Source organism: Stenotrophomonas sp. CASM110 (assembly GCF_049384345.1).
Classification (GTDB): Bacteria; Pseudomonadota; Gammaproteobacteria; order Xanthomonadales; family Xanthomonadaceae; genus Stenotrophomonas; species Stenotrophomonas muris.
Genome location: NZ_JBMRGI010000008.1, coordinates 113,739 through 134,912 on the forward strand (window position 1 = coordinate 113,739; position 21,174 = coordinate 134,912).

Genomic DNA, 21,174 nt, shown 5'->3' on the forward strand with positions numbered 1-21,174 from the left:
TTACACGCGCTGCGCGTAATCCTGATAGGACTTCTCCTCCACGTACGCCGAGCCCAGCGCCAGGTTGATCGCCTTCTTGATGCGCGCGCGTTCGTCATTGCGCAGGTACACGCTGCGCGCCAGGTCGATGAAGCCCTGGTCGAACGCCTGCGCCTTCTCCTTCAGCCGGATGTCGTCCTCGATTTCCCACAGCTGCTCGTTGACCACCTTCAGCTCGGCACGCAGCCTGGCGATGTCCTTCACGGCCGCCGGGTGCGCCATCCAGGTCTGCTCCAGCGCCGACAGCTCCCTGCGCACGTTGGCCAGCTTGCCCTCGTCGCTGATGCGCTCGGACTTGATCTGCAGGATCGAAATCTTGTCCAGCAGCTCGCCGAAAGAAACGGGAACGAGGATTTCAGCGGTCATGGGGAAAAGCTCCAGCAGGTGATGCGTACATGGTAACCCGCAGCGTCCGCACGGATATCCCCGGTAGATCCACGTCATGCGTGGATGAGCCTGCCAGCAGGAACAGCATCCACGCACCGCGCGGATCTCAGTGATGCATCTGGAGGACCAAGCCCCTCTGTTGAGGGGCTGCCCCGACAGGGGCGGGGAGAGGCCGGCAAAGGGAGGGGCCCACACGTTGCACAGCAACGTGTGGGGCGACGCGCAGAGCGCGTCGCGTCCCGCGCCAGATCAGTACAGGGTCACTACGGCGTGATTCCCGCCGCGCATCGCACCGCGCGGATCTCCCGTGATGCATCTGGAGGACCAAGCCCCTCTGTTGAGGGGCTGCCCCGACAGGGGCGGGGAGAGGCCGGCAAAGGGAGGGGCCCACGCGTTGCGCAGCAACGTGTGGGGCGACGCGCAGAGCGCGTCGCGTCCCGCGCCAGATCAGTACAGGGTCACTACGGCGTGATTCCCGCCGCGCATCCACGCACCGCGCGGATCTCCCGTGATGCATCTGGAGGACCAAGCCCCTCTGTTGAGGGGCTGCCCCGACAGGGGCGGGGAGAGGCCGGCAAAGGGAGGCGCCCACGCGTTGCGCAGCAACGTGTGGGGCGACGCGCAGAGCGCGTCGCGTCCCGCGCCAGATAAAGAAAAAGGGCTGCCTTTCGGCAGCCCTTTTTCTTTATCTGGCGGAGAGGGGGGGATTCGAACCCCCGAGGCGCTATAAACGCCTGCCTGATTTCGAGTCAGGTACATTCAACCACTCTGCCACCTCTCCGGGTGGTCCCCGGCGGACCGGGGACGCGCATCATACGAGGAAGTCAGGCCGACGACAAGTCATTCCGGTCAATGAAGTGAAAATTTCCTGGATGCATGCCTTGCCGGATGCCCGCAGCCCCCCGATGATGCCTGTCTCCCCAGCAATACCCCGCCCCTGCACACCATGATCGAATTCGGACACCTCACCCACCCCGGCCTGCGCCGCGAGCTCAACGAAGACACCTACTACGGTGACAGCGAGCTGGCCCTGTGGCTGGTGGCCGATGGCATGGGCGGCCACGCCTGCGGCGAGGTGGCCAGCGCGCTGGCGCGCGAAACCATCGTGCGCGAGATCCGCCGTGGCGCGCCGCTGGCCCAGGCCATCCGCACCGCCGACGAAGAGATCATCCGCGCCTCGCGGCGGCGCAACGACACCCTGCCGATGGGTACCACCGTGGTCGCCGCACGCGTGCAGGGCAATCGCTATGAAGTGGCATGGGTCGGCGACAGCCGTGCCTACCTCTGGCGTGACGGCCAGCTGGCACAGCTCAGCCAGGATCACAGCGTGGTGCAGGAACTGGTCGCGCAGGGCAACCTGACGGCCGAACAGGCACGCGCGCATCCACATCGCAACGTGGTCACCCAGGCGCTGGGCGTCACCGATCCGGCACATCTGAACGTGGCCACCACCAGCGGCGAGCTGCGCCCCGGCATGCAGCTGCTGCTGTGCAGTGACGGCCTGACCGAGGAAGTGGACGACCGCGGCATCGCCCGCACCCTCGCCTTCGAGGATGCAAGCGCACAGGAATGCGTGGACACGCTGGTCGCCGCCGCGCTCGACGGCGGTGGCCGCGACAACATCAGCGTGATCCTGGTGCGCTGCCATTAACCCGTAGATCCACGCCAGGCGTGGAGGCGGTAGTGCCGGCCGCTGGCCGACTCACCGGGAAACGTGTTCACGCAGATGCCGGCCAGCGGCCGGCACTACCTCTTCCAGGCATTACGCGCTGGCGGGCTCTTCCACCTTCGGCCCATCCCACAGTGCGTGGCCGGCCTTCTTGCGCAGCCGCTCCAGCCGCGCGGCATGCGCTTCCAGCTCCGACGGCGTGGCCACTACGCGCGGACGCGGCAGCAGCTTGCTGGTATCGAAGGCCTGCAGCGCCGCACCGGCGCCACCGCCATCGTCATCCCCCAGGCCGAATCCGATCTCTTCCTGCCCCGAGGTCAGCGCGATGTAGACGTCGCCCAGGATCTGCGCATCGAGCAGGCCGCCATGCAGCGCACGGTGCGAGTTGTCCACGCCCAGCCGCTTGCACAGCGCATCCAGCGAATTGCGCTGGCCCGGGAAGCGCTCGCGCGCCATCACCAGGGTATCGATCACTGTGCAGCGATCGGTGATCTTCCCGTACTGCGGGCCCAGCAGCGACAGCTCGTTGTCGAGGAAGCCCAGGTCGAACGCCGCGTTGTGGATGATCAGCTCGGCGCCATCGATGAAGGCCAGGAACTCATCGGCGATCTGCGCGAAGTCCGGCTTGTCAGCCAGGAACTCCAGGGTCAGGCCGGTGACTTCCTGCGCGCCCTGTTCGAACTCGCAGTCCGGCTTGATGTACTGGTGGTAGTTGTTGCCGGTCGGGCGGCGCTTGAACAGCTCCACGCAGCCGATTTCGACGATGCGGTTGCCCTTCTTCCATTCCAGGCCGGTGGTTTCGGTATCGAGGATGATCTGACGCATGGGCTCAGTTTACCGGGCTGGCGTCGCGGATCTGGATGGCCGCGTTGCGCGCCAGCGTATCCACCCGCTCGTTGTCCGGGTCACCGGAGTGGCCCTTTACCCAGCGCCAGTCGATCTGATGCCGCAGCGTCGCGGCATGCAGGCGCTCCCACAGCTCGCGGTTCTTCACCGGGTCGCCGCCGGCGGTCTTCCAGTTCTTGCGGATCCAGCCGGGCAGCCACTGCGTCAGGCCCTGCCGCACGTACTGCGAATCGGTATAGAGCACGATGTTGCAGGGCTCGGTGAGCGTCTCCAACCCGGAAATGGCCGCCATCAGCTCCATCCGGTTGTTGGTGGTGTGCGCTTCGCCGCCGCTCAGTTCACGCTCGTGGCCCTTGTAGCGCAGCAGCGCAGCCCAGCCGCCGGGGCCGGGATTGCCAAGGCAGGAACCGTCGGTGTGGATTTCGATGGTTTTCAATACAACTCCAGATCAGGTGGCAACGGTGCCGAGCCAACGCACCGGCAACGGTTTCGGCCCGGGCAGGGCCAGCGTGCGCTTTTCAGCATGGAACAGGCAGGCCGCGCGCAGCGGCGCCCAACCGCCCGTGCGGCGACTGCCTGCACCGCGCCAGAGCGGGCCGAGGTAACGCATATCGTCGCACTCCAGCCCGTGGCGGCCGAGCAGCAGGCGGATCCGCTGTGGCGTGCGCACCACCAGTCCGTGCTGGCGCCAATGCGTGCGGTAAGGGCTGAACGGGTTGAGGCTGCTCAGCCACAGGTGGCCGCCCGGCATCAGCACGCGCTCGCACTCGTCCAGCAGTCGCTCCGCATCGCCCGCGGTCACATGCTGCAGCACGACCGCGTTGACGCTCTCGCTGGCCAGCGGCAGCGGCAGCGCACAGCGGGTGTCGCCGGCATAGCCCTGGCCCTGCCGGAACAGCCGCAGCCCGCGCCCGCCCAGCTGCGCATCCTCCAGCCAGGCCGCACTCGGTGCGATCCACAGCCAGGGCTGCGTCGGCAGGACAGACAGCTGCGGCAGCAGCAACTGCCGCTCCAGCACGCGCAAGGAGCCCGCCGGTTCAGTGTCGAACCACGGGGCCTGGCTCGCTTGACGGGTGCTCTGCAGCGCGGGCATGGTCCAATTCTATGCGACTGACTGCCCTGCCCGCATTTGCGGACAACTACATCTGGACGTTGATCGACGACGCTGGCGCCGCCGTGGTCGTCGATCCCGGCGATGCCGCGCCGGTGCTTGCGCTGGCCGATCAGGGCCTGCGCGTGGACACGATCCTGCTCACCCATCATCACGATGACCACATCGGTGGCGTGCCCGCGTTGCGGGCACGTTTTCCCGGTGTACGGGTCATCGCGCCCGTCGAGGAGCGCATCCCTGCAGCGACCGAGCGGGCCGGCGAAGGTGAACGCGTTCAGGCACTGGGCCGGACGTTCCACGTACTATCCGTGCCCGGGCATACCCGCAGCCACATCGCGTTTCACACTGCTGAACATCTTTTCAGCGGAGATTCGTTGTTCAGCCTGGGCTGTGGACGCCTGTTCGAAGGTACGCCGTCCCAGCTGCTGGCATCGATGCGCAAGCTGGGTACCTTGCCCGCGCAACTGCTGCTTTGTTGCGCCCACGAGTACACCGTGTCAAATGCCGTCTTCGCGCGGCATGTCGACCCCGCCAACGCTGCCCTGTGGCAGCGCCAAGAGGAGGCTTTGGCCATGCGCCGCGATGACCGTTCCACCCTGCCGGTAACCCTGGCCAACGAATTCGACTGCAATCCGTTCCTGCGTGTGCACACGGCGCCGATCCGCGCGGCAGTGTCGGCGCACCTGGGCCGCGACGTCGTTGACGACGTCGACGTCATGGCCGGTCTCCGGCACTGGAAAGACGGCTTCCGCGCATGATGCGCCGAAGTCTGCCGCTGGCCCTGGGCCTGGTCCTGGGGCTGGCCGGAACCGCCGGTGCCCAGTCGCTGGGCGCGGGCATCGGCCAGAACCTGGCCGCCGCGGCGGCCCTGCCGCTGGATCCGGCCGCGTTGCCGGCCGCGTCGGTCCGCAATGGCCAGGAGATCTTCTCCAGCTTCCGCGACGGCCTGGCCGAGCCCACCTGCAATGCCGAGGCCACCAGCCCGCGCTGGCAGAAGCAGTTCGCCCACGCCCCGTCGCGCCTGGCCAACCAGGATGACGATGCGCTGGTGCTGTTCGGCTACGTGGTTGAAGAGCTGCGCAAGGCCAACCTGCCTACCGAATTCGCACTGATCCCGTTCGTGGAAAGCGGCTACCGGCCCAATGCCCGCAATGGCAGCGGCCCGACCGGCCTGTGGCAGTTCATCGCCACCACCGCGCGCAACCACCGCGTGCCCATGGCCAACGGCTACGACGGCCGCCTGTCGGCGGTCGATTCCACCCAGGCCGCAGTGCGCTACCTGAAGACCCTGCACGGCATGTTCGGCGGCGACTGGCGCTTGGCCACCATGGCCTACAACGCCGGTGAGTACCGCGTGTTGCAGTCCATGCGCAAGGCCGGCATGAACGCGCAGAACGCCAAGCCGTCGGCGCTGCCCGGCCTGTCGCCGGTCACCCATGCCTACGTCGAGAAGCTGCATGCCCTGGCCTGCGTGCTGGAAGACGTGGAAGACCAGCCGGGCGTGATGGCCTCGCTGGACCGCACCGTGCCGGTGCTGAAGGACCACACCCTGCCCGCCGGCACCAGCGTCCAGCAGTGGGCCGCACAGCGCGCCCTGGACCCGGCCAGGATCGCCCGCCTCAACCCCGCCCTGGCGGGCGGTGGCCGCGCCTCGTCGGGTACCACCCGCGTGCTGGCTCCTGTCTCGGCTGCCAATGCGACGGTGGCGGACACCGCATCCGCCCTGGTCGCCAGCGCTGCGCCAGTCGCCACCGCAGCACCGACGCCGCAGGTGGCCAAGACCGTCGCCGCGATCGCTGATCGTCCGCGCAGCCGCCGCCACACCGTGCGTGATGGCGAGTCGGCCTGGACCATCGCCCGCCGCTACGGCATGCCGGTCAAGGCCCTGTTGTCGCTGAACGGCCTGAGCGGCAGCAGCGTGCTGAAGCCGGGCGCCGTGCTGCGCGTGGAAGACTGAGTCCGGCGCGGCACCGCCGCGCCCTGCCCTGTTTCCTGCAGAGCTGAGCCCTTGCTCGGCTTTTTCATGCCTGCGCCCGGCAGACGCAGTCGAGCATGGCTCGACGCTACACATCGGCAGGCACAAAAAAAGGCCCGGCAGTGCCGGGCCTTTCTCATGGATGCAGCCGCAAGGCTTACAGGTTCGCCTCGGTGGTCTGGATCACGAACTTCTTGCGCATCGCCTCGATGTAGGCCTTGGCCGCGGCCATGCCATCGATCTGGCTCAGCTGTTCCTTCAGCTGCTTCTGCTGCTCTGCAGTCACTTCCTTGATGTCGCCCGGATTGACCTTGTTCACCGCGAACAGCAGCGCGTGGCCATTGACGTCGACCTTGCCATAGCTCGGCTTGCCTTCGGCCGGCACCGGCGCACTGAAGATCGCGCGGTTGATTTCCGGGGTCGGCACCGGCTGGCTGCGCGGCAGGCCCGGCATCGGGCTCAGCTGCAGCTTCTCGCTGGCGGCCAGCGACTGCAGGGTGGCACCCGCCTTCAGCTTGGCCAGGATCGCATCGGCCGCCTTGTCGCTGGCCTGGCGCTGGCGGTCAGCGCGGATCGCGGCGATCACCTGGTCACGAGCCTTGTCCAGCGGCAGGGCCTGTTCCGGGGTGTGCGCAGCCACGCGGATGACCACGCTGTGGTTGGTCGCGCCCCCCAGGGCGATCGGGTCACTGGCGGTACCGTCCTGCACCAGCACGTCGGAGAACGCCGCACGCAGCACGGCCGGGTCAGCCGCGATGCCACTGGCGGTCGCGCGGGTGATCGGGCCCAGCGTCTGCAGCGGCAGGTTCACTTCCTTGGCGGCAGCGGCCAGATCGCTCGGGCTCTTGTTGATGGCATCGACCAGGCGACCGGCCAGCTCGTTGAAGCCGCGCTCACCGTCGGCCTTCAGCTGTTCGGCGGCCAGCGTGTCACGCACTTCCTCGAACGACTTGCCCTGGCCACCGCGCACAGCGGCCACCTTGATGATGTGGTAACCGAACTCGGTCTTCACCGGGCCGATCACGTCACCGGCCTTGGCCGCAAACAGCGCGTCCTCGAACGGCTTCACCATCGCACCGCGCTCGACCCAACCCAGGTCACCGCCCTGGTCCTTGGAGCCCGGATCTTCCGAATTGGCCTTGGCCAGCGCGCCGAAATCGGCACCAGCGGCCTTGGCTTCGGCAGCGATCCTGTTCGCCTTGGCTTCTGCACCGTCACCGGTGATCAGGATGTGCGAGGCCTGGCGCTGCTCCGGCGAGGTGAACTTCGCCTTCTCGTCTTCATAGCGCTTGCGCAGGGTGGCTTCATCGGCCGCCGCCGGTGCCGGCAGGTTCGCGCCGTTGATCTCGACGTACTCCAGCGACACGCTCTCGGCCTGGCGGAAATCCTTGCCGTGGCTGTCGTACCACTGCTTGATCTGCTCATCGGTCACCGGCGCGGTATCGGCCGGTACGGGCGGCAACGCGGCCAGCTCGACGTCGCGGGTTTCGCCCAGCAGCTTCAACAGGCGCTCGGTCTCGGCCTGGGTGACGAAGCCGGAGCTCTGCAGGCCCGACGGAATCACCGACTGCTGCAGGCTCTCGCGCACCAGCTCCTGGAACTGGGTCGGCGTACGCGGCGGGTTGCCGCCGGCCAGGGCCAGGCGATAGTTGTTCTCGTTGAACTTGCCGTTCGAATCGAGGAATGCGGGCATGGTCGCGATGTACTCGCGCACCGCGCCGTCGCCGATCACCACGCCTGCCTGCTCACCGACCAGGCGCACGACCTGCTCGTCGATCAGCTGATCGAGCACGGCCATCTTGTTCTCGGTGCTCTCGAACGCGCGCGGGTCGAAGTTGTCGCCCTGCTGCTGGCGCTCACGCATGCGCTCCTGCTCGAAACGCGTGCGGAAATCCTGCGAGCTGATCTCGTGGTGCTGCCACAGCATGCGCACCGGCCACCACGACGGCGCCGAACGCCACCAGGTCGGCGGCGCGGAAACCTTGGCCACGTTCTGTGCGCCAACGCCACCGAGGTAGCTGTTGTCGATCACGAACAGGAACGGAATCATCAGCAGCCCCAGGATCACAGTGACGATCCAGCCTGAGGTCTTGTCGCGGAGTTTCTGCAGCATGGTGAGGAATCACAAGGCCTTATTGGCGAGCCCGGCAGTGTAACCCGCTTCGCCGCAGGGACCAAAAGCAGCGCCAGCGCGGCCTGCGCCCACATCGGCAGGCATGCGCCATCCGCGTGTCGGCCATTTCCACCATGGCGCAAAGAAAAAGCCCCCGGCTTGCGCCGAGGGCTTTTGAAGTTGGCGGAGCGGACGGGACTCGAACCCGCGACCTCCGGCGTGACAGGCCAGCATTCTAACCAGCTGAACTACCGCTCCGCGCTTGAACTTTGCAGGCGCCCAGTATATCCGAAGACTCCCTGGAAACCCAGCCCGATGAACACTTTTTTCAAAGTTTTTTCACAGGGACTTAAGAATTCTGCAATGGCGGAGCGGACGGGACTCGAACCCGCGACCTCCGGCGTGACAGGCCAGCATTCTAACCAGCTGAACTACCGCTCCGTTCTTGCAAAAACCTTTTCGCCTTCCTTCCGAACCTGTCGGTGAGAAGACAAGGCCCCCAGCTTCAGGCCGGGGGCCTCGATGTAGTGGCGGAGCGGACGGGACTCGAACCCGCGACCTCCGGCGTGACAGGCCAGCATTCTAACCAGCTGAACTACCGCTCCGCGTTGTTACCTTTTTTGCTTTCAGCCGGCCTGGACCGGGGAGAAAACAAAGCCTCCAGCTTTTGGCCGGAGGCCTCGTTGAATGGCGGAGCGGACGGGACTCGAACCCGCGACCTCCGGCGTGACAGGCCAGCATTCTAACCAGCTGAACTACCGCTCCACACTCAAACTTTTACCGCGGTGCTGTGGTGGGTGCTGAGGGTTTCGAACCCCCGACCCTCTCCGTGTAAAGGAGACGCTCTACCGCTGAGCTAAGCACCCCAGCGAGCCGCTTAGTTTACAGCATCCTTCAGGGCCTTACCAGCCTTGAACGACGGATTCTTCGAAGCAGCGATCTTGATGGTGTCGCCGGTCTTCGGGTTGCGGCCGGTGCGGGCAGCACGGTCGCGGACCTGGAAGGTACCGAAGCCAACCAGGGTGACCGCATCGCCGTCCTTCAGCGCCTTGGTGACGGCAGCAACGACGGCATCGACAGCGCGGCTGGACTCGGCCTTGGTCAGGTCTGCAGCTTCAGCAACGGCATCGATCAATTCGGTCTTGTTCATTCTCTACAACTCCTTTGGCGGTGGGTTCCGCTTATTCGACAGGGAAGCAACCGCACGCGCTCTGCATGCGGCCGCCATGTGGAAACGGTTCGCCGAATTCAGCGATCGCCAGACTGCGATCACTCATTCGCGAGTGCTGCTTTTATACCAGTGGCCCTACCCCCACGCAAGCTGGAAAGCCAGCAACGACGCGGGTTTCGGGCCGTTGGACAGCGCGCGTCAATGCTTGACGCGCGCGTTTCCACTCGGTTTGGCCTTGCTGCGCACCGTGACACGTTGCGCACTCTTGCGCGCCTTCTTCGGTGCCAACGGACGCTCCAGCGCCAGGTCCAGGACTTCTTCGATGTACTTCACCGGCACGATCTCCAGATCGCGGGTGACGTTGGCCGGGATGTCGGCCAGGTCCTTGCGGTTCTCCTCGGGAATGATGACCGTGCGGATTCCGCCACGCAGTGCGGCCAGCAGCTTCTCCTTCAGTCCACCGATGGCCGTGACGCGACCACGCAGGGTGATCTCGCCGGTCATCGCCACGTCGGCACGCACCGGCACCTTGGTCAGCATCGATACCAGCGAGGTGACCATCGCCGCGCCGGCACTCGGGCCGTCCTTCGGCGTAGCGCCATCGGGCACATGCAGGTGCACGTCGTGCTTCTGCAGGAAGTCGCTGTCGATGCCGAAGCCGACGGCGCGCGAACGCACCACCGACAGCGCCGCTGAAGCCGATTCCTTCATCACGTTGCCGAGCTGGCCGGTCAGGATCAGCTGGCCCTTGCCCGGCACCAGCGTCGATTCGATCTGCAGCAGATCGCCACCCACCTCGGTCCAGGCCAGGCCGGTGACCAGGCCGATCTCGTTCTCTTCCTCGGCACGGCCGAAGTCGAAGCGACGCACGCCCAGGTACTTGTCCAGGTTCTTGCTGGACACGCTCACCAGCGCCTTCTTCTTCGCGCCCTTCTTCGCCTTCACCGGCTGCGGGCCGGCCAGCGCGATCTCCTTCACCACCTTGCGGCAGATCTTGGCGATCTCGCGTTCCAGGTTGCGCACGCCCGACTCGCGCGTGTAGTAGCGCACGATGTCCTGGATGGCGTCACTGCCGATCTCCAGCTCTTCCGGCTGCAGGCCGTTGGCCTTGACCTGCTTGGGCACCAGGTAACGGGTGGCGATGTTGAGCTTCTCATCCTCGGTGTAGCCGGGGATGCGGATCACTTCCATGCGGTCCAGCAGCGGGCCGGGAATGTTGAGCGAGTTCGAGGTGGCCACGAACATCACTTCAGACAGGTCCAGGTCCACTTCCAGGTAGTGGTCGTTGAACGCGTTGTTCTGCTCAGGGTCGAGCACTTCCAGCAACGCCGAGGACGGATCGCCGCGGAAATCCATCGACATCTTGTCGATCTCGTCGAGCACGAACAGCGGGTTCTTGCTGCCGACCTTGTTGAGGTTCTGCACGATGCGGCCCGGCATCGAACCGACGTAGGTGCGACGGTGGCCACGGATCTCGGCCTCGTCACGCACGCCGCCCAGCGACATGCGCACGAACTTGCGGTTGGTGGCCTTGGCGATGGACTGTCCCAGCGAGGTCTTGCCCACGCCCGGCGGCCCGACCAGGCACAGGATCGGGCCCTTCATCTGCTTCACGCGCGACTGCACCGCCAGGTATTCAAGGATGCGTTCCTTGACCTTCTCCAGCCCGTAGTGATCGGCATCGAGGGTGTCCTGCGCCACCTTCAGGTCCTTGCGAACCTTGCTGCGCTTCTTCCACGGCACGCCCAGCAACCACTCCAGGTAGTTGCGCACGACCGCCGCTTCGGCCGACATCGGCGACATCTGCTTGAGCTTGTTCAGCTCGTTGCGCGCCTTGGCCTCAACGGCCTTCGGCATGCCGGCCTCGGCGATCTTGCGCGCCAGCTCTTCAAGCTCGCCAGGCGCATCGTCCAGGTCACCCAGTTCCTTCTGGATGGCCTTCATCTGTTCGTTGAGGTAGTACTCGCGCTGGCTCTTCTCCATCTGCGACTTCACGCGGCCGCGGATGCGCTTCTCCATCTGCTGCACGTCGATCTCGCCGTCGACCAGGCCGACCAGCATCTCCAGGCGGTCACCGACGGCCAGCGTTTCCAGCAGGCGCTGCTTGTCGGCCAGGCGCACGCTGATGTGCGCGGCGATGGTGTCGGCCAGGCGCGCCGGCTCATCGATGCCCGACAGCGTCTGCAGCAGTTCCGGCGGCAGCTTGCGGTTGGTCTTCACGTACTGCTCGAACAGCGACATCAGCGAGCGGGCGATCGCCTCGACCTCGCGCGCTTCGCGCTCGTCGCTGGCGTCGATCTCCACGGCCTGGCCGTGCAGCGAGCCGTTGCGCTCGTCAACGTGGGTGACCTGCACGCGCGACAGGCCTTCGACCAGCACCTTGATGGTGCCGTCGGGCAGCTTCAGCAGCTGCAGCACCTGCGCCAGCGTACCGACCTGGTAGAGGTCGGCCGCATGCGGGTCGTCGGTTTCGGCCGACTTCTGCGCCAGCAGCAGGATGCGCTTGTCCGCCTCCATTGCCTGTTCGAGCGCGTGCATGGACTTGTCACGGCCGACGAACAGCGGAATGACCATGTGCGGGAACACCACTACGTCGCGCAGCGGCAGGACCGGCAGGTCGAGGGTTTCACTTGGGGAACGGGCCATGGGGGCTCCAGGGAAGGGGGAAAACCGCCTCCGGGAGGGCATCTTCCGGAGACAAAAAAAGCCGATGGCCCCGTTATGGGGCCATCGGCTTTCAGATGCAAGGCATTCCTTGAAAATCCTTTCCAATCAACAACCTGGAAGGATCACTCGGCGCCTGCGGCCTTCTGTTCAGGGACCGCCGGGGTCTGGTAGATCAGGTACGGCTCGGACTTGTGCTCGATCACCGATTCGTCCACCACCACCTTGCTGACGTTTTCCTGCGACGGCAGGTCGTACATGGTGTCCAGCAGGACCGATTCGACGATGGTGCGCAGGCCACGGGCACCGGTCTTGCGCTTGAGCGCCTTCCTGGCGATGGCCGACAACGCGTCCGGACGGAACTCCAGCTCGACGTTTTCCATCTCGAACAGCTTCTTGAACTGCTTGGTGATGGCGTTCTTCGGCTCGGTCAGGATCTTGATCAGGGCCGGCTCGTCCAGCTCCTCCAGGGTCGCCACCACCGGCAGGCGGCCGACGAACTCCGGAATCAGGCCGAACTTGATCAGGTCTTCCGGCTCGACTTCGGCCAGCACCTTGCCCACTTCCTGCTTGCGCTCGCTGCTCTTCACCTTGGCGCCGAAGCCGATGCTGCCGACGTCGGTGGAACGGGCCTGGATCACCTTGTCCAGCCCGGCGAACGCGCCGCCGCAGATGAACAGGATGTTCTTGGTGTCCACCTGCAGGAATTCCTGCTGCGGATGCTTGCGCCCGCCCTGCGGCGGAACGCTGGCCACGGTGCCTTCGATCAGCTTCAGCAGGGCCTGCTGCACGCCTTCGCCGGACACATCGCGGGTGATCGACGGGTTCTCGCTCTTGCGCGAGATCTTGTCGATTTCATCGATGTAGACGATGCCCTGCTGTGCCTTCTCGACGTCGTAGTCGCACTTCTGCAGCAGCTTCTGGATGATGTTCTCCACGTCCTCGCCCACGTAACCGGCTTCGGTCAGCGTGGTGGCGTCGGCCATGGTGAACGGCACGTTGAGCAGGCGGGCCAGGGTTTCGGCCAGCAGCGTCTTGCCCGAACCGGTCGGGCCGACCAGCAGGATGTTCGACTTCGCCAGTTCGACGTCGTCGTTCTTCTGCCGGCTCTCGATGCGCTTGTAGTGGTTGTACACGGCCACGGCCAAGGTGCGCTTGGCGCGGTTCTGGCCGATCACGTACTGGTCCAGGACCTCGAGGATCTCGCGCGGCTTGGGCAGCGAACTGCGCGCCGACTGCGCCTTTTCCTCAAGTTCCTCACGGATGATGTCGTTGCACAGCTCCACGCACTCATCGCAGATGAATACGCTCGGACCCGCAATCAGCTTGCGCACTTCATGCTGGCTCTTGCCGCAGAAAGAGCAGTAGAGGATCTTGCCGGTGTCCGTGGAACGACCTTGGCGGTCTTCGCTCATGCTTCGCTTACCCAGTTACCCCACCCGCTGAACGGGGGTTCGATTCGAGAATAGCACAGGGCCGAGGGGACACCAGTCCCGCCCGACCCTGCAGGAACGGGGCCTCCCTGGCCCCGTGAAGGCCGGTCAACCGGCCTGGATCGACTCATCCGGACGACGCTCCAGGACCTGGTCGACCAGACCGTAGGCCTGCGCCTCGAAGGCGCTCTTGAAGTTGTCGCGCTCGGTGTCGCGGGCGATCGTCTCCAGCGACTGGCCGGTGTGCTTGGCCAGGATCTCGTTCAGGCGCGAACGCAGGGTCAGGATCTCACGCGCGTGGATGTCGATGTCGGTGGCCTGGCCCTGGTAGCCGCCCAGCGGCTGGTGGATCATCACGCGCGAGTTCGGCAGCGCATAGCGCTTGCCGGCTTCGCCCGCGGCCAGCAGCAGGGCGCCCATCGAGGCGGCCTGGCCGATGCAGGTGGTGCTCACATTCGGCTTGATGTACTGCATGGTGTCGTAGATCGCCATGCCGGCGGTGACCACGCCACCCGGCGAGTTGATGTAGATGTTGATGTCCTTTTCCGGGTTCTCCGATTCCAGGAACAGCAACTGCGCCACCACCACGTTGGCCATGTGATCGTCGATCGGGCCCACGAGGAAGATCAGGCGCTCCTTCAACAGGCGCGAATAGATGTCGTAGGCACGCTCGCCGCGGCTGGTCTGCTCGACCACCATCGGAACCAGGTTCAGGGCTTTGGTTCGGTTGTCCATTACGTGAGGTACCTATCTTGGGGGGCAACAACCCCGCGCCGGCAAAGGCGCGGGGCATCCGGTGATCCGCCGGCTTACTGGCGGATCGCGTCCTGGAACGACAGCTTCTCTTCGGTGTGCTGGGCACGCTCGGCGATCCAGTCGATCACCTGCTCTTCCATCACACGGTTCTGCAGGCCAGACATCAGCTGGGGGTCGTTGCGGTACATCTCAATGACCTGCTCCGGCTCTTCGTAGGTCGAGGCGATCAGACGCATCGTTTCGTTCAGGCGCTTGGCTTCCAGGCGCAGGTCGTTGATGCGGGCCACTTCACCGACCAGCAGGCCGACCAGCACGCGCTTGGCGGCGGCGTCCTTGAAGCCTTCGTGGGCATCGGCCGGGATCTCGCCGACGTTCTGGCCGTTGCGGCGCAGCTGCTCGACCTGCTGGGCCAGCATGGCGCGGGCTTCGTTCTCGACCAGGCGCGGCGGCATTTCCACCGACGAGTAGGCCGCGATCAGCTGCTCGCCCACTTCGCGGCGCAGGCGGTTCATCAGCGCGCCCTTCAGCTCACGCTCCAGGTTGGCGCGGATGTCGCTGCGGAACTGCTCGACGTCGCCACCCTTCACGCCGAAGCTCTTGATGAAGGCTTCGTCGACCGCCGGCACGACCGGCTCGGACACGTCGGCAACCTTGACGGTGACCTGCACGGTCTTGCCGGCCAGCACCGGCACGCGCCAGTCAGCCGGGAACTCGACGTCCAGGGTCTTCTCTTCGCCCTTGGCCAGGCCGACCAGGCCCTTTTCGATGGTGTCGAACATCATGCCCTGGCCGAGCACGATCGAACCCTTCTCGGTGCCCTCGGCCGGCAGGCGCTCTTCGCCGGCCTGCGACCAGGTTTCCACCGCGACCAGGTCACCGTCCTGCGCGCCACGGCTGACCGGGGCCCAGGTACGACGCTGGTTCTGCAGGTTCTCGATCATCTGGTCGATGTCGGCGTCGGTGATCTCGGCGGTGTGGCGCACGACGGTCAGCTTGCTGACGTCGATGTCGCCGAAGTCCGGCACCACTTCCACGGTGGCCACGAAGGAGAACTCACCCTCGTCGCCCTTGTCGATGCGCGGGCTGCCGACGACGCGCAGGTCGTGCTCGCGCACGGCCGCGTCGAAGGTCTCGCGCAGCAGGCCGTCCAGCGCCTCGCCACGGACCTGCGCGCCGAAGCGCTGCTCGATCACCTTGGCCGGCACCTTGCCCGGACGGAACCCCTTGATGCGGGTGGTACGGGCGATTTCGCCCAGGCGGCCGGCGATGTGGCTCTGCAGACGCTCTTCCGGCAGCGAGAAGCTCAGGCGGCGTTCCAGGTTGCCGGTGGATTCGATCGAAGCTTGCATGTTGACTCCTGCCACCGGTGGCCCAGGCCCCCGGCTCGATGATTGGGATGAAACGGTTGTTAGGACACGACGTCTGGGACGCGCCTGCTTGCCGCAGCCCTTTAGTTTCGCCCAATTCGGCCTGCACTGCCAGCGCGTGCCGGTCAAGGGGGCGCCGATGGCCCGATCAGGGCGGGGACAGGCCGGCACTGGTGCGAAAGGGGGGACTCGAACCCCCACGCCTTGCGGCACTGGAACCTAAATCCCGAAGCCCCTGCCGATTAGTGCTGACCACTCAACTACTTACAGCGTTCCAGTCTATCAGGTGACGCTTCGGGTGACATATAGGTGACGCCGGGTGCCGCGACAGGTGACACCAGGTGACGCCGAATAAAGTGGTCATCTTCGGCGGACCTCCTCCTAGGACAACCATTCAGAACTACTCATTGCTGTTCACCACCGAGGACTACTACAGTTCCACATAGGTCCACCCAGGACCAACAACCGAACCACTCAGGACCGTACCGGGCAGCCCCCGGTGCGGTCCTCCCGTTTTGACTTTTGCATCCCCCGAGGGCAAACGATGACGACTTGGCAAGAGAACGACCTGCACGCCGCCCAGCTCGAACTGGAGAAGGAAAGCACCAGCCTGGGCATTGCCCGCTACGAGAAGATCAGGGAGCAGCGCCAGGAGGCCGAGACCGGCCCCGGCCGCAAGCTGGTCATGGAGAGCATCGACGCCACCGCCGCCGCGATCATGGCGTTCGTGGCCGAAGCCGACACCGGCAAGCCGGGCAAGCGCCACGCCGCCCTCAAATTCATCCGCCACCTGAACCCCCACGCCCTCGCCTATCTGACCAGCTTCACCTGCGTCAACGCGCTGGTCGCCGATCACCGCAAGGCGGTGTCCGTGGCGATCACCCTGGGCCACGAGGTCGCCAACGAGATCAACTTCTCCCTGCTCCGCGAGAAGCACCCCGGCCTGTACCGGGTCGTCCAGGAGCAGCTCAAGAAGTCCACCTCGGCCCGGCACTCCACCGCCGTCATGCGGCACGTCATCGCCGACGCCGAGTTCGCCCCCGAGGACGACAAGCGCCTCTACCTGTCCGACAAGGACGCGCTGCTGGTGGGCATGAAGCTCATCGAGCTGTTCGTCGAGGCGACCGGGCTGGTCGAGCTGGTCACCGTCGCCGAGCGCGGCAAGCGCCACCTGCTCATCGCCGGGAATCAGAAGGTGCTCGACTGGCTGACCAAGGCCCACGACAGCGCCGCCCTGTACCAGCCGGTGCTGATGCCGATGGTCGTCCCGCCCCGTCCGTGGACCACGCCCCGCGACGGCGGCTACCTGACCGACATCGGCGGCCGGGCTGACCTCGTGCGTACCCGCAACCGCGCCTACAAGCGCGAGCTGGCGCTGGTCGATATGCCCAACGTCTACCAGGCCCTCAACGCCATCCAGGCAACCGCCTGGAAGGTGAACGTGCCCGTCCTAGAGGTCATGCGCGAGCTGTGGAACGCAGGCGGCGGTGTCGCCGGGCTGCCGGAGCGTGAACTGATGGACCTGCCGAGCCGCCCTGCCCTGCTGGAGACCGACCCGGACTACTTCAAGGAGCACCACGCCGACGAGTTCAAGGAATGGAAGCGCGACCGCGCCAAGGTCTACGAGGCCAACGCGCGCAGCGTGTCCACCCGCCTCGCCGCCGCGCAGAAGATCGCCTTGGCGGAGAAGTTCGCCGAGTACCCCGCGATCTACTTCCCTCACAACCTCGACTTCCGCGGCCGGTGCTACCCCCTGCCCCCGACGCTGACCCCGCAGGGTGATGATGCGGCCAAGGGCCTGCTGACGTTCGCCCAAGGCGTGCCGCTCGGCGAGGACGGTGCCTACTGGCTCGCCATCCACGTCGCCAACTGCTTCGGCGTGGACAAGGTGTCGTTCGAGGAGCGCGTGGCCTGGGTGCGCGAGCACGAGGAGCAGATTCTCGACAGCGCCCTCGATCCGCTGGACGGCCAACGCTTCTGGATGGACGCCGACAGCCCGTTCTGCGCGCTGGCAGCGTGCTTCGAGTGGCTCGGCTACAGCCTCAACGGCCGCGATCACGTCTCCCACCTGCCCATCGCGCTCGACGGCTCCTGTAACGGCCTCCAGAACTTCTCGGCCATGCTCCGCGACTCCGTGGGCGGTGCAGCCACCAACCTGATCCCGCAGCCGAAGCCCGCCGACATCTATTCGCGCGTGAAAGACGTGGCCCAGGAGAAGCTGCGCGCCCGTGCCGAGAGCGGCGACCCGCTGGCGATCAAGCTGGACGGCCAGCTCACCCGCGACATCGTGAAGCAGCCGGTGATGACGCTGCCCTACGGCGTCACGAAGTCGGGCATGCGCGCCCAGGTGCTCTCCAAGTTCAAGAAGCTGGGCATGGAGGACGATTGGGAGACCGCCGAGTACCTGGCGACCCTGCTGTGGGAGTGCATCGGCGAGGTCGTGATCGCAGCCCGCGCGGCGATGGACTGGCTGCGTGACGCCTCCAAGGTCGCCTCGTCGGCCGACCTGCCGGTGAGCTGGACGACCCCCGCTGGCTTCCCGGTCCTCCAGGAGTACCGCGAGGAGGAAGGCGTCCGCATCCGGCCGCACGTCGGAGGCCGCGAGGTGAATTTAGTGGTCAACATCGGCGGTACTAAGCTCGACCGTCGCAGGCAGACCCTCGGGATCAGTCCGAACTTCGTCCACTCCTGCGACGCCAGCCACATGATGCTGACCACCTGCCTCGCGGCAGAGAACGGCATCGAGTCGTTCGCCATGATCCACGACTCCTACGGTACGCACGCGGGCCAGGCAGCAATCCTCGCCGCCGCACTCCGGCAGGCGTTCGTCGATCAATACAGCGGCGACGTACTGGCCGACTTCCGACAGCAACTCGTCGAGCAGCTCCCGCCAGAAGCGGCAGAGAAACTCCCACCCCTCCCGCCGCATGGCGACCTGGACCTCAGCCTGGTGCTGGAGTCGCGCTATTTCTTTGCCTAGTCCATCCCCCTTTGGCAATTGATACCCCAAGCGAGAACATCAACATGAGCATCAACTACCAGCACGCACTGAACACCTACGTTGCCCAGGACCACTTCGGTGTGGTCCTCGGCATCTACAACCCGGCCGAACACGGCACGGTCGAGGAGTTCAAGCACCGCATGACGGAGCTGCAGGCAGGTGCGTGATCGCGTCATCGACGGACTGCACTCACGTTCTGCCGAGAGCGCCGCACGCGGCGCTTTCGTAGTGATCGACAGCGTGCAGTCCCTCGGCCACCCGGCCGATCAGGTGATCGGCTTGGCGTGCGCCTTCAAGAACTTCTGCGAAGTGCTCGGCCTCGATCCGATGGAAGTGCTGCGGGTCGTCTCGCGCATGGAGCAGGACTGCCGCTACCGGCAGGTCAACACCCTCAACGCCGTGCGCCGCTACGCGGAGCGCGAGCTGAAACCGCACTACCCGTGATGCGTGACCCGATCACCGACGCCTTCATCGACGAGGCGCTCATCGGCTTCGACATCGACGAAGCCTTCGGCATTTCCGCCGACACCCCGTTGACCGCCGCCGCTGACCTGTGGCGCGCGGGCATCTATCTCCCGACCAACTACGAGACCGACAACTGATGGCAACCAAGAAGCGCGAACGATTCGTCTCCCCCAAGGGCACCGCCGTGTGGCCGCGCCTGAACGAACCGGACACCAAGTTCAAGCCGGAAGGCGAATACACCGTGAGCCTGGCGTTCGACCCGAACGACAAGGACTTCAAGGCGCTGGCGAAGAAGCTGGAAACCCGGCGCGACGAGCTGTTCCAGGAGTTCCTGAGCGAGAACCCGAAGAAGAAGAAGGGTGCCGAAGTGGCCCCGGTGTTCACCGAAGAAACCGACGAGAACGGCGATGACACCGGCCGCGTGCTGGTGAAGTTCAAGATGAAGGCCAGCGGCGTCAGCAAGCGCACCGGCAAGAAGTTCACCATGCGCCCGGACATCTTCGACGCCCGCGGCAAGAAGATCGACAACCCGCCGCAGATCGGCGGCGGCAGCGAACTCAAGGTCTCCTACGAGATCGGCGGCTCGTTCGTCGAATCGGCCAAGAAGTTCTACCTGACCTGCTACATGGTCGCCGTCCAGGTGATCGAGCTGGTCGAGTTCGGCCAGCGCAACGCCAAGGACTACGGCTTCGGCGAGGAGGACGGCTACGAGGCCGCCGACAGCGCGCCGTTCAGCGACAGCGATGACGACTCGGACGACGACAGCGACTCCGACGACGAGGGCGATGACGGCGACTACTGATCCGCTGTCGGTCATCGTGAACACCGCGAGGGGGGCCAAGCATTTGGCCTCCCTCACGTTCCCGTTTGACCCGGTGCCCGCCTCGCGCCCGAAGGTTTCGCGCTGGGGCGTCTACTACGGCAAGACCTACAAGACCTGGAAGGAAGCCGCAGAGAAGCATCTGCCAGCCGGTGATCTGGACCTGTCGCCGACCGATCCGGTTTTAGTGGTCATCATCGCGGTATGCAAACGCGCCAAGACCTCGAAGGGCGCGTTTCCCAAGGGCGACGTGGACAACCTCGCCAAGGGGCCGATGGACGTTGTGACCAAAGCCACCGGCTATTGGGCCGACGACAAGCAAGTCATGTGGCTGCTCTCCGGTAAGCGCTGGGCGCAGCCGGACGAAGAACCACGCACCGAAGTCCACCTCTACAAACTCTAAGTGCGCCTCAAACCTCTGGAATCGGTAGAGGCGCTGTTCGTCCTCGCCAGCATGACCCGCCCCGAGCAGGTCACGACCGGCGAAGAACTCGCACGCCTGCACCGCTCGCAGGGCTACTCGAAGATCGCCGTCCACTTCGTCATCGAACGTGACGGCTCGATCTACGACGGTCGCCCGCTGAATCAGCCCGGCGCTCTCGCCGGTAAGCACAACCAATCCGCATACCAAGTCTGCCTCCTGGGCGGCGTCAACGACGCCATGCAGCCCGAGGACAACTTCACCGAAGCCCAACACGCCGCGCTGCGACGCCTGCTCGCCGCCTACGGCAAGCCCGTCGTGTGGGCACCTGACTTCCCTCGATAGGAGAACCCAACGTGAAACCGCTGCCCCCGCAAACCCAGGTCGTCCTGGATCACCTGCGTCGCCACTCGCACCTGACCTCGTGGCAGGCCGAAGGCGTCTACCGCATCCGCCGCCTCGCCTCGCGCGTCGATGAGCTGCGCGCTGCTGGCTTCGAGATCGAAACGCAGACCTGCGAGGACGCCTCGGGGCAGCGGTACACGCGCTATCGCCTGTCGCGCCGTCAGCGCCGCAGCAAGGCTCCGCTCCTGGAAGCGCGCCGCGCTCCGAAGCAGTACCGCGTCGATGCGCTGCTCCAGCTGTATCGCAACTACTGCACCGACGAGCTGGGCCTCGACGCCAACGATGCGACCGAAGAAGTCGCCGCATTCACCAAGTTCCTGCTGGAGAAGAACGCATGACCAACACCGCTACCACCGTCATTCCGTCCGCGATGCGCCTGGCTTTCGAGCGCGCATGGGCGCGCGCCGACAAGCCGTTCCGCGGCCTGGGCCGCACCGTCAAGGGTGCGCTGAATCGTCGCCTCGGCATTTCCTACCGCAAGCGCATGTGGTCCGTGGAGCGTGCAAAGCGCTGACTCCGAATACCTCCACA

22 protein-coding genes and 6 tRNA genes are annotated in these 21,174 nt (G+C 65.6%); 12 read left to right on the plus strand and 16 right to left on the minus strand.

Annotated elements, in window-relative coordinates; translation table 11 throughout:
• Together VG561_RS08930 and VG561_RS08935 are read right to left on the minus strand one after the other, a co-directional pair.
• Nucleotides 1-405, minus strand: coding sequence for a DUF6165 family protein (locus VG561_RS08930; RefSeq protein WP_014646159.1), 405 nt, complete (start codon nt 403-405; stop codon nt 1-3).
• 711 nt (nt 406-1,116) lie between these two features.
• Nucleotides 1,117-1,207 (minus strand) — tRNA-Ser (locus tag VG561_RS08935).
• 165 nt (nt 1,208-1,372) lie between these two features.
• On the opposite strand from VG561_RS08935, the gene VG561_RS08940 reads away from it, so the two are divergent.
• On the plus strand, nt 1,373-2,077 hold the full coding sequence (locus VG561_RS08940; protein ID WP_014036153.1) for a PP2C family protein-serine/threonine phosphatase: 705 nt from the start codon (nt 1,373-1,375) through the stop codon (nt 2,075-2,077).
• Nucleotides 2,078-2,188: 111 nt separating this feature from the next.
• On the opposite strand, the gene dnaQ is transcribed toward VG561_RS08940, so the two are convergent.
• The 3 genes from dnaQ to VG561_RS08955 are packed head-to-tail and all read right to left on the minus strand — an operon-like array spanning nt 2,189 to nt 4,034.
• The gene (gene dnaQ / locus VG561_RS08945; protein ID WP_014036152.1) at nt 2,189-2,920 is read right to left on the minus strand and encodes a DNA polymerase III subunit epsilon; all 732 of its coding nucleotides are present in this window, start codon (nt 2,918-2,920) and stop codon (nt 2,189-2,191) included.
• Between the two features lie 4 nt (nt 2,921-2,924).
• The gene (gene rnhA / locus VG561_RS08950) at nt 2,925-3,377 is read right to left on the minus strand and encodes a ribonuclease HI (protein WP_014646157.1); all 453 of its coding nucleotides are present in this window, start codon (nt 3,375-3,377) and stop codon (nt 2,925-2,927) included.
• 12 nt (nt 3,378-3,389) lie between these two features.
• Nucleotides 3,390-4,034, minus strand: coding sequence for a methyltransferase domain-containing protein (locus tag VG561_RS08955; RefSeq protein ID WP_041863105.1), 645 nt, complete (start codon nt 4,032-4,034; stop codon nt 3,390-3,392).
• Nucleotides 4,035-4,045: 11 nt separating this feature from the next.
• Between VG561_RS08955 and gloB the strand changes: the two genes are divergently transcribed.
• Together gloB and VG561_RS08965 are read left to right on the plus strand one after the other, a co-directional pair.
• Nucleotides 4,046-4,810, plus strand: a complete 765-nt coding sequence (gloB, locus tag VG561_RS08960; protein WP_262093180.1) for a hydroxyacylglutathione hydrolase — start codon at nt 4,046-4,048, stop codon at nt 4,808-4,810.
• Nucleotides 4,807-6,009, plus strand: coding sequence for a lytic transglycosylase domain-containing protein (locus VG561_RS08965; protein ID WP_046429131.1), 1,203 nt, complete (start codon nt 4,807-4,809; stop codon nt 6,007-6,009). Before gloB ends, VG561_RS08965 begins: the two co-directional genes overlap by 4 nt.
• A gap of 175 nt (nt 6,010-6,184) precedes the next feature.
• On the opposite strand, the gene VG561_RS08970 is transcribed toward VG561_RS08965, so the two are convergent.
• From VG561_RS08970 to tig, 11 genes are all read right to left on the minus strand, one after another.
• A complete protein-coding gene (locus VG561_RS08970) occupies nt 6,185-8,140 on the minus strand; it encodes a peptidyl-prolyl cis-trans isomerase (RefSeq protein ID WP_014646101.1) in 1,956 nt (651 codons plus the stop codon).
• Nucleotides 8,141-8,321: 181 nt separating this feature from the next.
• A tRNA-Asp gene (locus tag VG561_RS08975) sits at nt 8,322-8,398 on the minus strand.
• A 106-nt stretch (nt 8,399-8,504) separates the two neighbouring features.
• Nucleotides 8,505-8,581: transfer RNA gene (locus tag VG561_RS08980), tRNA-Asp, on the minus strand.
• A gap of 87 nt (nt 8,582-8,668) precedes the next feature.
• Nucleotides 8,669-8,745, minus strand: a tRNA-Asp gene (locus VG561_RS08985).
• 83 nt (nt 8,746-8,828) lie between these two features.
• Nucleotides 8,829-8,905, minus strand: a tRNA-Asp gene (locus VG561_RS08990).
• A gap of 26 nt (nt 8,906-8,931) precedes the next feature.
• Nucleotides 8,932-9,006 (minus strand) — tRNA-Val (locus tag VG561_RS08995).
• 11 nt (nt 9,007-9,017) lie between these two features.
• Nucleotides 9,018-9,290, minus strand: coding sequence for an HU family DNA-binding protein (locus VG561_RS09000; RefSeq protein ID WP_004146343.1), 273 nt, complete (start codon nt 9,288-9,290; stop codon nt 9,018-9,020).
• A 219-nt stretch (nt 9,291-9,509) separates the two neighbouring features.
• Entirely contained in the window at nt 9,510-11,957 is a 2,448-nt protein-coding gene (gene lon / locus VG561_RS09005) for an endopeptidase La (protein WP_014646100.1), read from the minus strand.
• Between the two features lie 143 nt (nt 11,958-12,100).
• Nucleotides 12,101-13,390: an ATP-dependent Clp protease ATP-binding subunit ClpX gene (gene clpX, locus VG561_RS09010; RefSeq protein WP_014646099.1), complete on the minus strand. Its 1,290-nt coding sequence runs from the start codon at nt 13,388-13,390 to the stop codon at nt 12,101-12,103.
• 126 nt (nt 13,391-13,516) lie between these two features.
• Nucleotides 13,517-14,143: an ATP-dependent Clp endopeptidase proteolytic subunit ClpP gene (clpP, locus tag VG561_RS09015; protein WP_019659528.1), complete on the minus strand. Its 627-nt coding sequence runs from the start codon at nt 14,141-14,143 to the stop codon at nt 13,517-13,519.
• A 74-nt stretch (nt 14,144-14,217) separates the two neighbouring features.
• Nucleotides 14,218-15,513: a trigger factor gene (gene tig, locus VG561_RS09020; RefSeq protein ID WP_014646097.1), complete on the minus strand. Its 1,296-nt coding sequence runs from the start codon at nt 15,511-15,513 to the stop codon at nt 14,218-14,220.
• A gap of 562 nt (nt 15,514-16,075) precedes the next feature.
• Here tig and VG561_RS09025 point away from each other — a divergent pair.
• The 9 genes from VG561_RS09025 to VG561_RS09065 are packed head-to-tail and all read left to right on the plus strand — an operon-like array spanning nt 16,076 to nt 21,157.
• Complete coding sequence (locus VG561_RS09025; RefSeq protein ID WP_005412423.1) at nt 16,076-18,511, plus strand: DNA-directed RNA polymerase; 2,436 nt, start codon at nt 16,076-16,078, stop codon at nt 18,509-18,511.
• Between the two features lie 44 nt (nt 18,512-18,555).
• Nucleotides 18,556-18,699 (plus strand): hypothetical protein, encoded by a 144-nt coding sequence (locus VG561_RS09030; protein ID WP_423179532.1) that lies wholly within the window; start codon nt 18,556-18,558, stop codon nt 18,697-18,699.
• Nucleotides 18,692-18,976, plus strand: a complete 285-nt coding sequence (locus VG561_RS09035; protein ID WP_005412421.1) for a hypothetical protein — start codon at nt 18,692-18,694, stop codon at nt 18,974-18,976. The genes VG561_RS09030 and VG561_RS09035 overlap by 8 nt, the downstream gene beginning before the upstream one ends.
• On the plus strand, nt 18,976-19,134 hold the full coding sequence (locus VG561_RS09040; RefSeq protein ID WP_154267700.1) for a hypothetical protein: 159 nt from the start codon (nt 18,976-18,978) through the stop codon (nt 19,132-19,134). The genes VG561_RS09035 and VG561_RS09040 overlap by 1 nt, the downstream gene beginning before the upstream one ends.
• Nucleotides 19,134-19,799, plus strand: coding sequence for a hypothetical protein (locus VG561_RS09045; protein ID WP_004154595.1), 666 nt, complete (start codon nt 19,134-19,136; stop codon nt 19,797-19,799). Before VG561_RS09040 ends, VG561_RS09045 begins: the two co-directional genes overlap by 1 nt.
• Nucleotides 19,783-20,220, plus strand: coding sequence for a RusA family crossover junction endodeoxyribonuclease (locus tag VG561_RS09050; RefSeq protein WP_423179533.1), 438 nt, complete (start codon nt 19,783-19,785; stop codon nt 20,218-20,220). The genes VG561_RS09045 and VG561_RS09050 overlap by 17 nt, the downstream gene beginning before the upstream one ends.
• Nucleotides 20,221-20,583, plus strand: a complete 363-nt coding sequence (locus tag VG561_RS09055; protein ID WP_004154593.1) for an N-acetylmuramoyl-L-alanine amidase — start codon at nt 20,221-20,223, stop codon at nt 20,581-20,583.
• A gap of 11 nt (nt 20,584-20,594) precedes the next feature.
• A complete protein-coding gene (locus VG561_RS09060) occupies nt 20,595-20,981 on the plus strand; it encodes a helix-turn-helix domain-containing protein (RefSeq protein ID WP_004154592.1) in 387 nt (128 codons plus the stop codon).
• Entirely contained in the window at nt 20,978-21,157 is a 180-nt protein-coding gene (locus VG561_RS09065) for a hypothetical protein (RefSeq protein WP_004154591.1), read from the plus strand. Before VG561_RS09060 ends, VG561_RS09065 begins: the two co-directional genes overlap by 4 nt.
• Nucleotides 21,158-21,174: the final 17 nt, after the last annotated feature.

Excerpts from the sequence above, each read along its gene's own strand:
- VG561_RS08970 (WP_014646101.1), bottom strand. The coding sequence starts at position 8,140 with ATGCTGCAGAAACTCCGCGACAAGACCTCAGGCTGGATCGTCACTGTG.
- VG561_RS08940 (WP_014036153.1), top strand. The coding sequence starts at position 1,373 with ATGATCGAATTCGGACACCTCACCCACCCCGGCCTGCGCCGCGAGCTC.
- lon (WP_014646100.1), bottom strand. The coding sequence starts at position 11,957 with ATGGCCCGTTCCCCAAGTGAAACCCTCGACCTGCCGGTCCTGCCGCTG.
- VG561_RS09000 (WP_004146343.1), bottom strand. The coding sequence starts at position 9,290 with ATGAACAAGACCGAATTGATCGATGCCGTTGCTGAAGCTGCAGACCTG.
- VG561_RS08965 (WP_046429131.1), top strand. The coding sequence starts at position 4,807 with ATGATGCGCCGAAGTCTGCCGCTGGCCCTGGGCCTGGTCCTGGGGCTG.
- tig (WP_014646097.1), bottom strand. The coding sequence starts at position 15,513 with ATGCAAGCTTCGATCGAATCCACCGGCAACCTGGAACGCCGCCTGAGC.
- VG561_RS09030 (WP_423179532.1), top strand. The coding sequence starts at position 18,556 with ATGAGCATCAACTACCAGCACGCACTGAACACCTACGTTGCCCAGGAC.
- dnaQ (WP_014036152.1), bottom strand. The coding sequence starts at position 2,920 with ATGCGTCAGATCATCCTCGATACCGAAACCACCGGCCTGGAATGGAAG.
- VG561_RS08930 (WP_014646159.1), bottom strand. The coding sequence starts at position 405 with ATGACCGCTGAAATCCTCGTTCCCGTTTCTTTCGGCGAGCTGCTGGAC.
- VG561_RS09065 (WP_004154591.1), top strand. The coding sequence starts at position 20,978 with ATGACCAACACCGCTACCACCGTCATTCCGTCCGCGATGCGCCTGGCT.
- VG561_RS09025 (WP_005412423.1), top strand. The coding sequence starts at position 16,076 with ATGACGACTTGGCAAGAGAACGACCTGCACGCCGCCCAGCTCGAACTG.
- clpP (WP_019659528.1), bottom strand. The coding sequence starts at position 14,143 with ATGGACAACCGAACCAAAGCCCTGAACCTGGTTCCGATGGTGGTCGAG.
- VG561_RS09045 (WP_004154595.1), top strand. The coding sequence starts at position 19,134 with ATGGCAACCAAGAAGCGCGAACGATTCGTCTCCCCCAAGGGCACCGCC.
- clpX (WP_014646099.1), bottom strand. The coding sequence starts at position 13,390 with ATGAGCGAAGACCGCCAAGGTCGTTCCACGGACACCGGCAAGATCCTC.
- gloB (WP_262093180.1), top strand. The coding sequence starts at position 4,046 with ATGCGACTGACTGCCCTGCCCGCATTTGCGGACAACTACATCTGGACG.
- VG561_RS09040 (WP_154267700.1), top strand. The coding sequence starts at position 18,976 with ATGCGTGACCCGATCACCGACGCCTTCATCGACGAGGCGCTCATCGGC.
- VG561_RS08955 (WP_041863105.1), bottom strand. The coding sequence starts at position 4,034 with ATGCCCGCGCTGCAGAGCACCCGTCAAGCGAGCCAGGCCCCGTGGTTC.
- VG561_RS09050 (WP_423179533.1), top strand. The coding sequence starts at position 19,783 with ATGACGGCGACTACTGATCCGCTGTCGGTCATCGTGAACACCGCGAGG.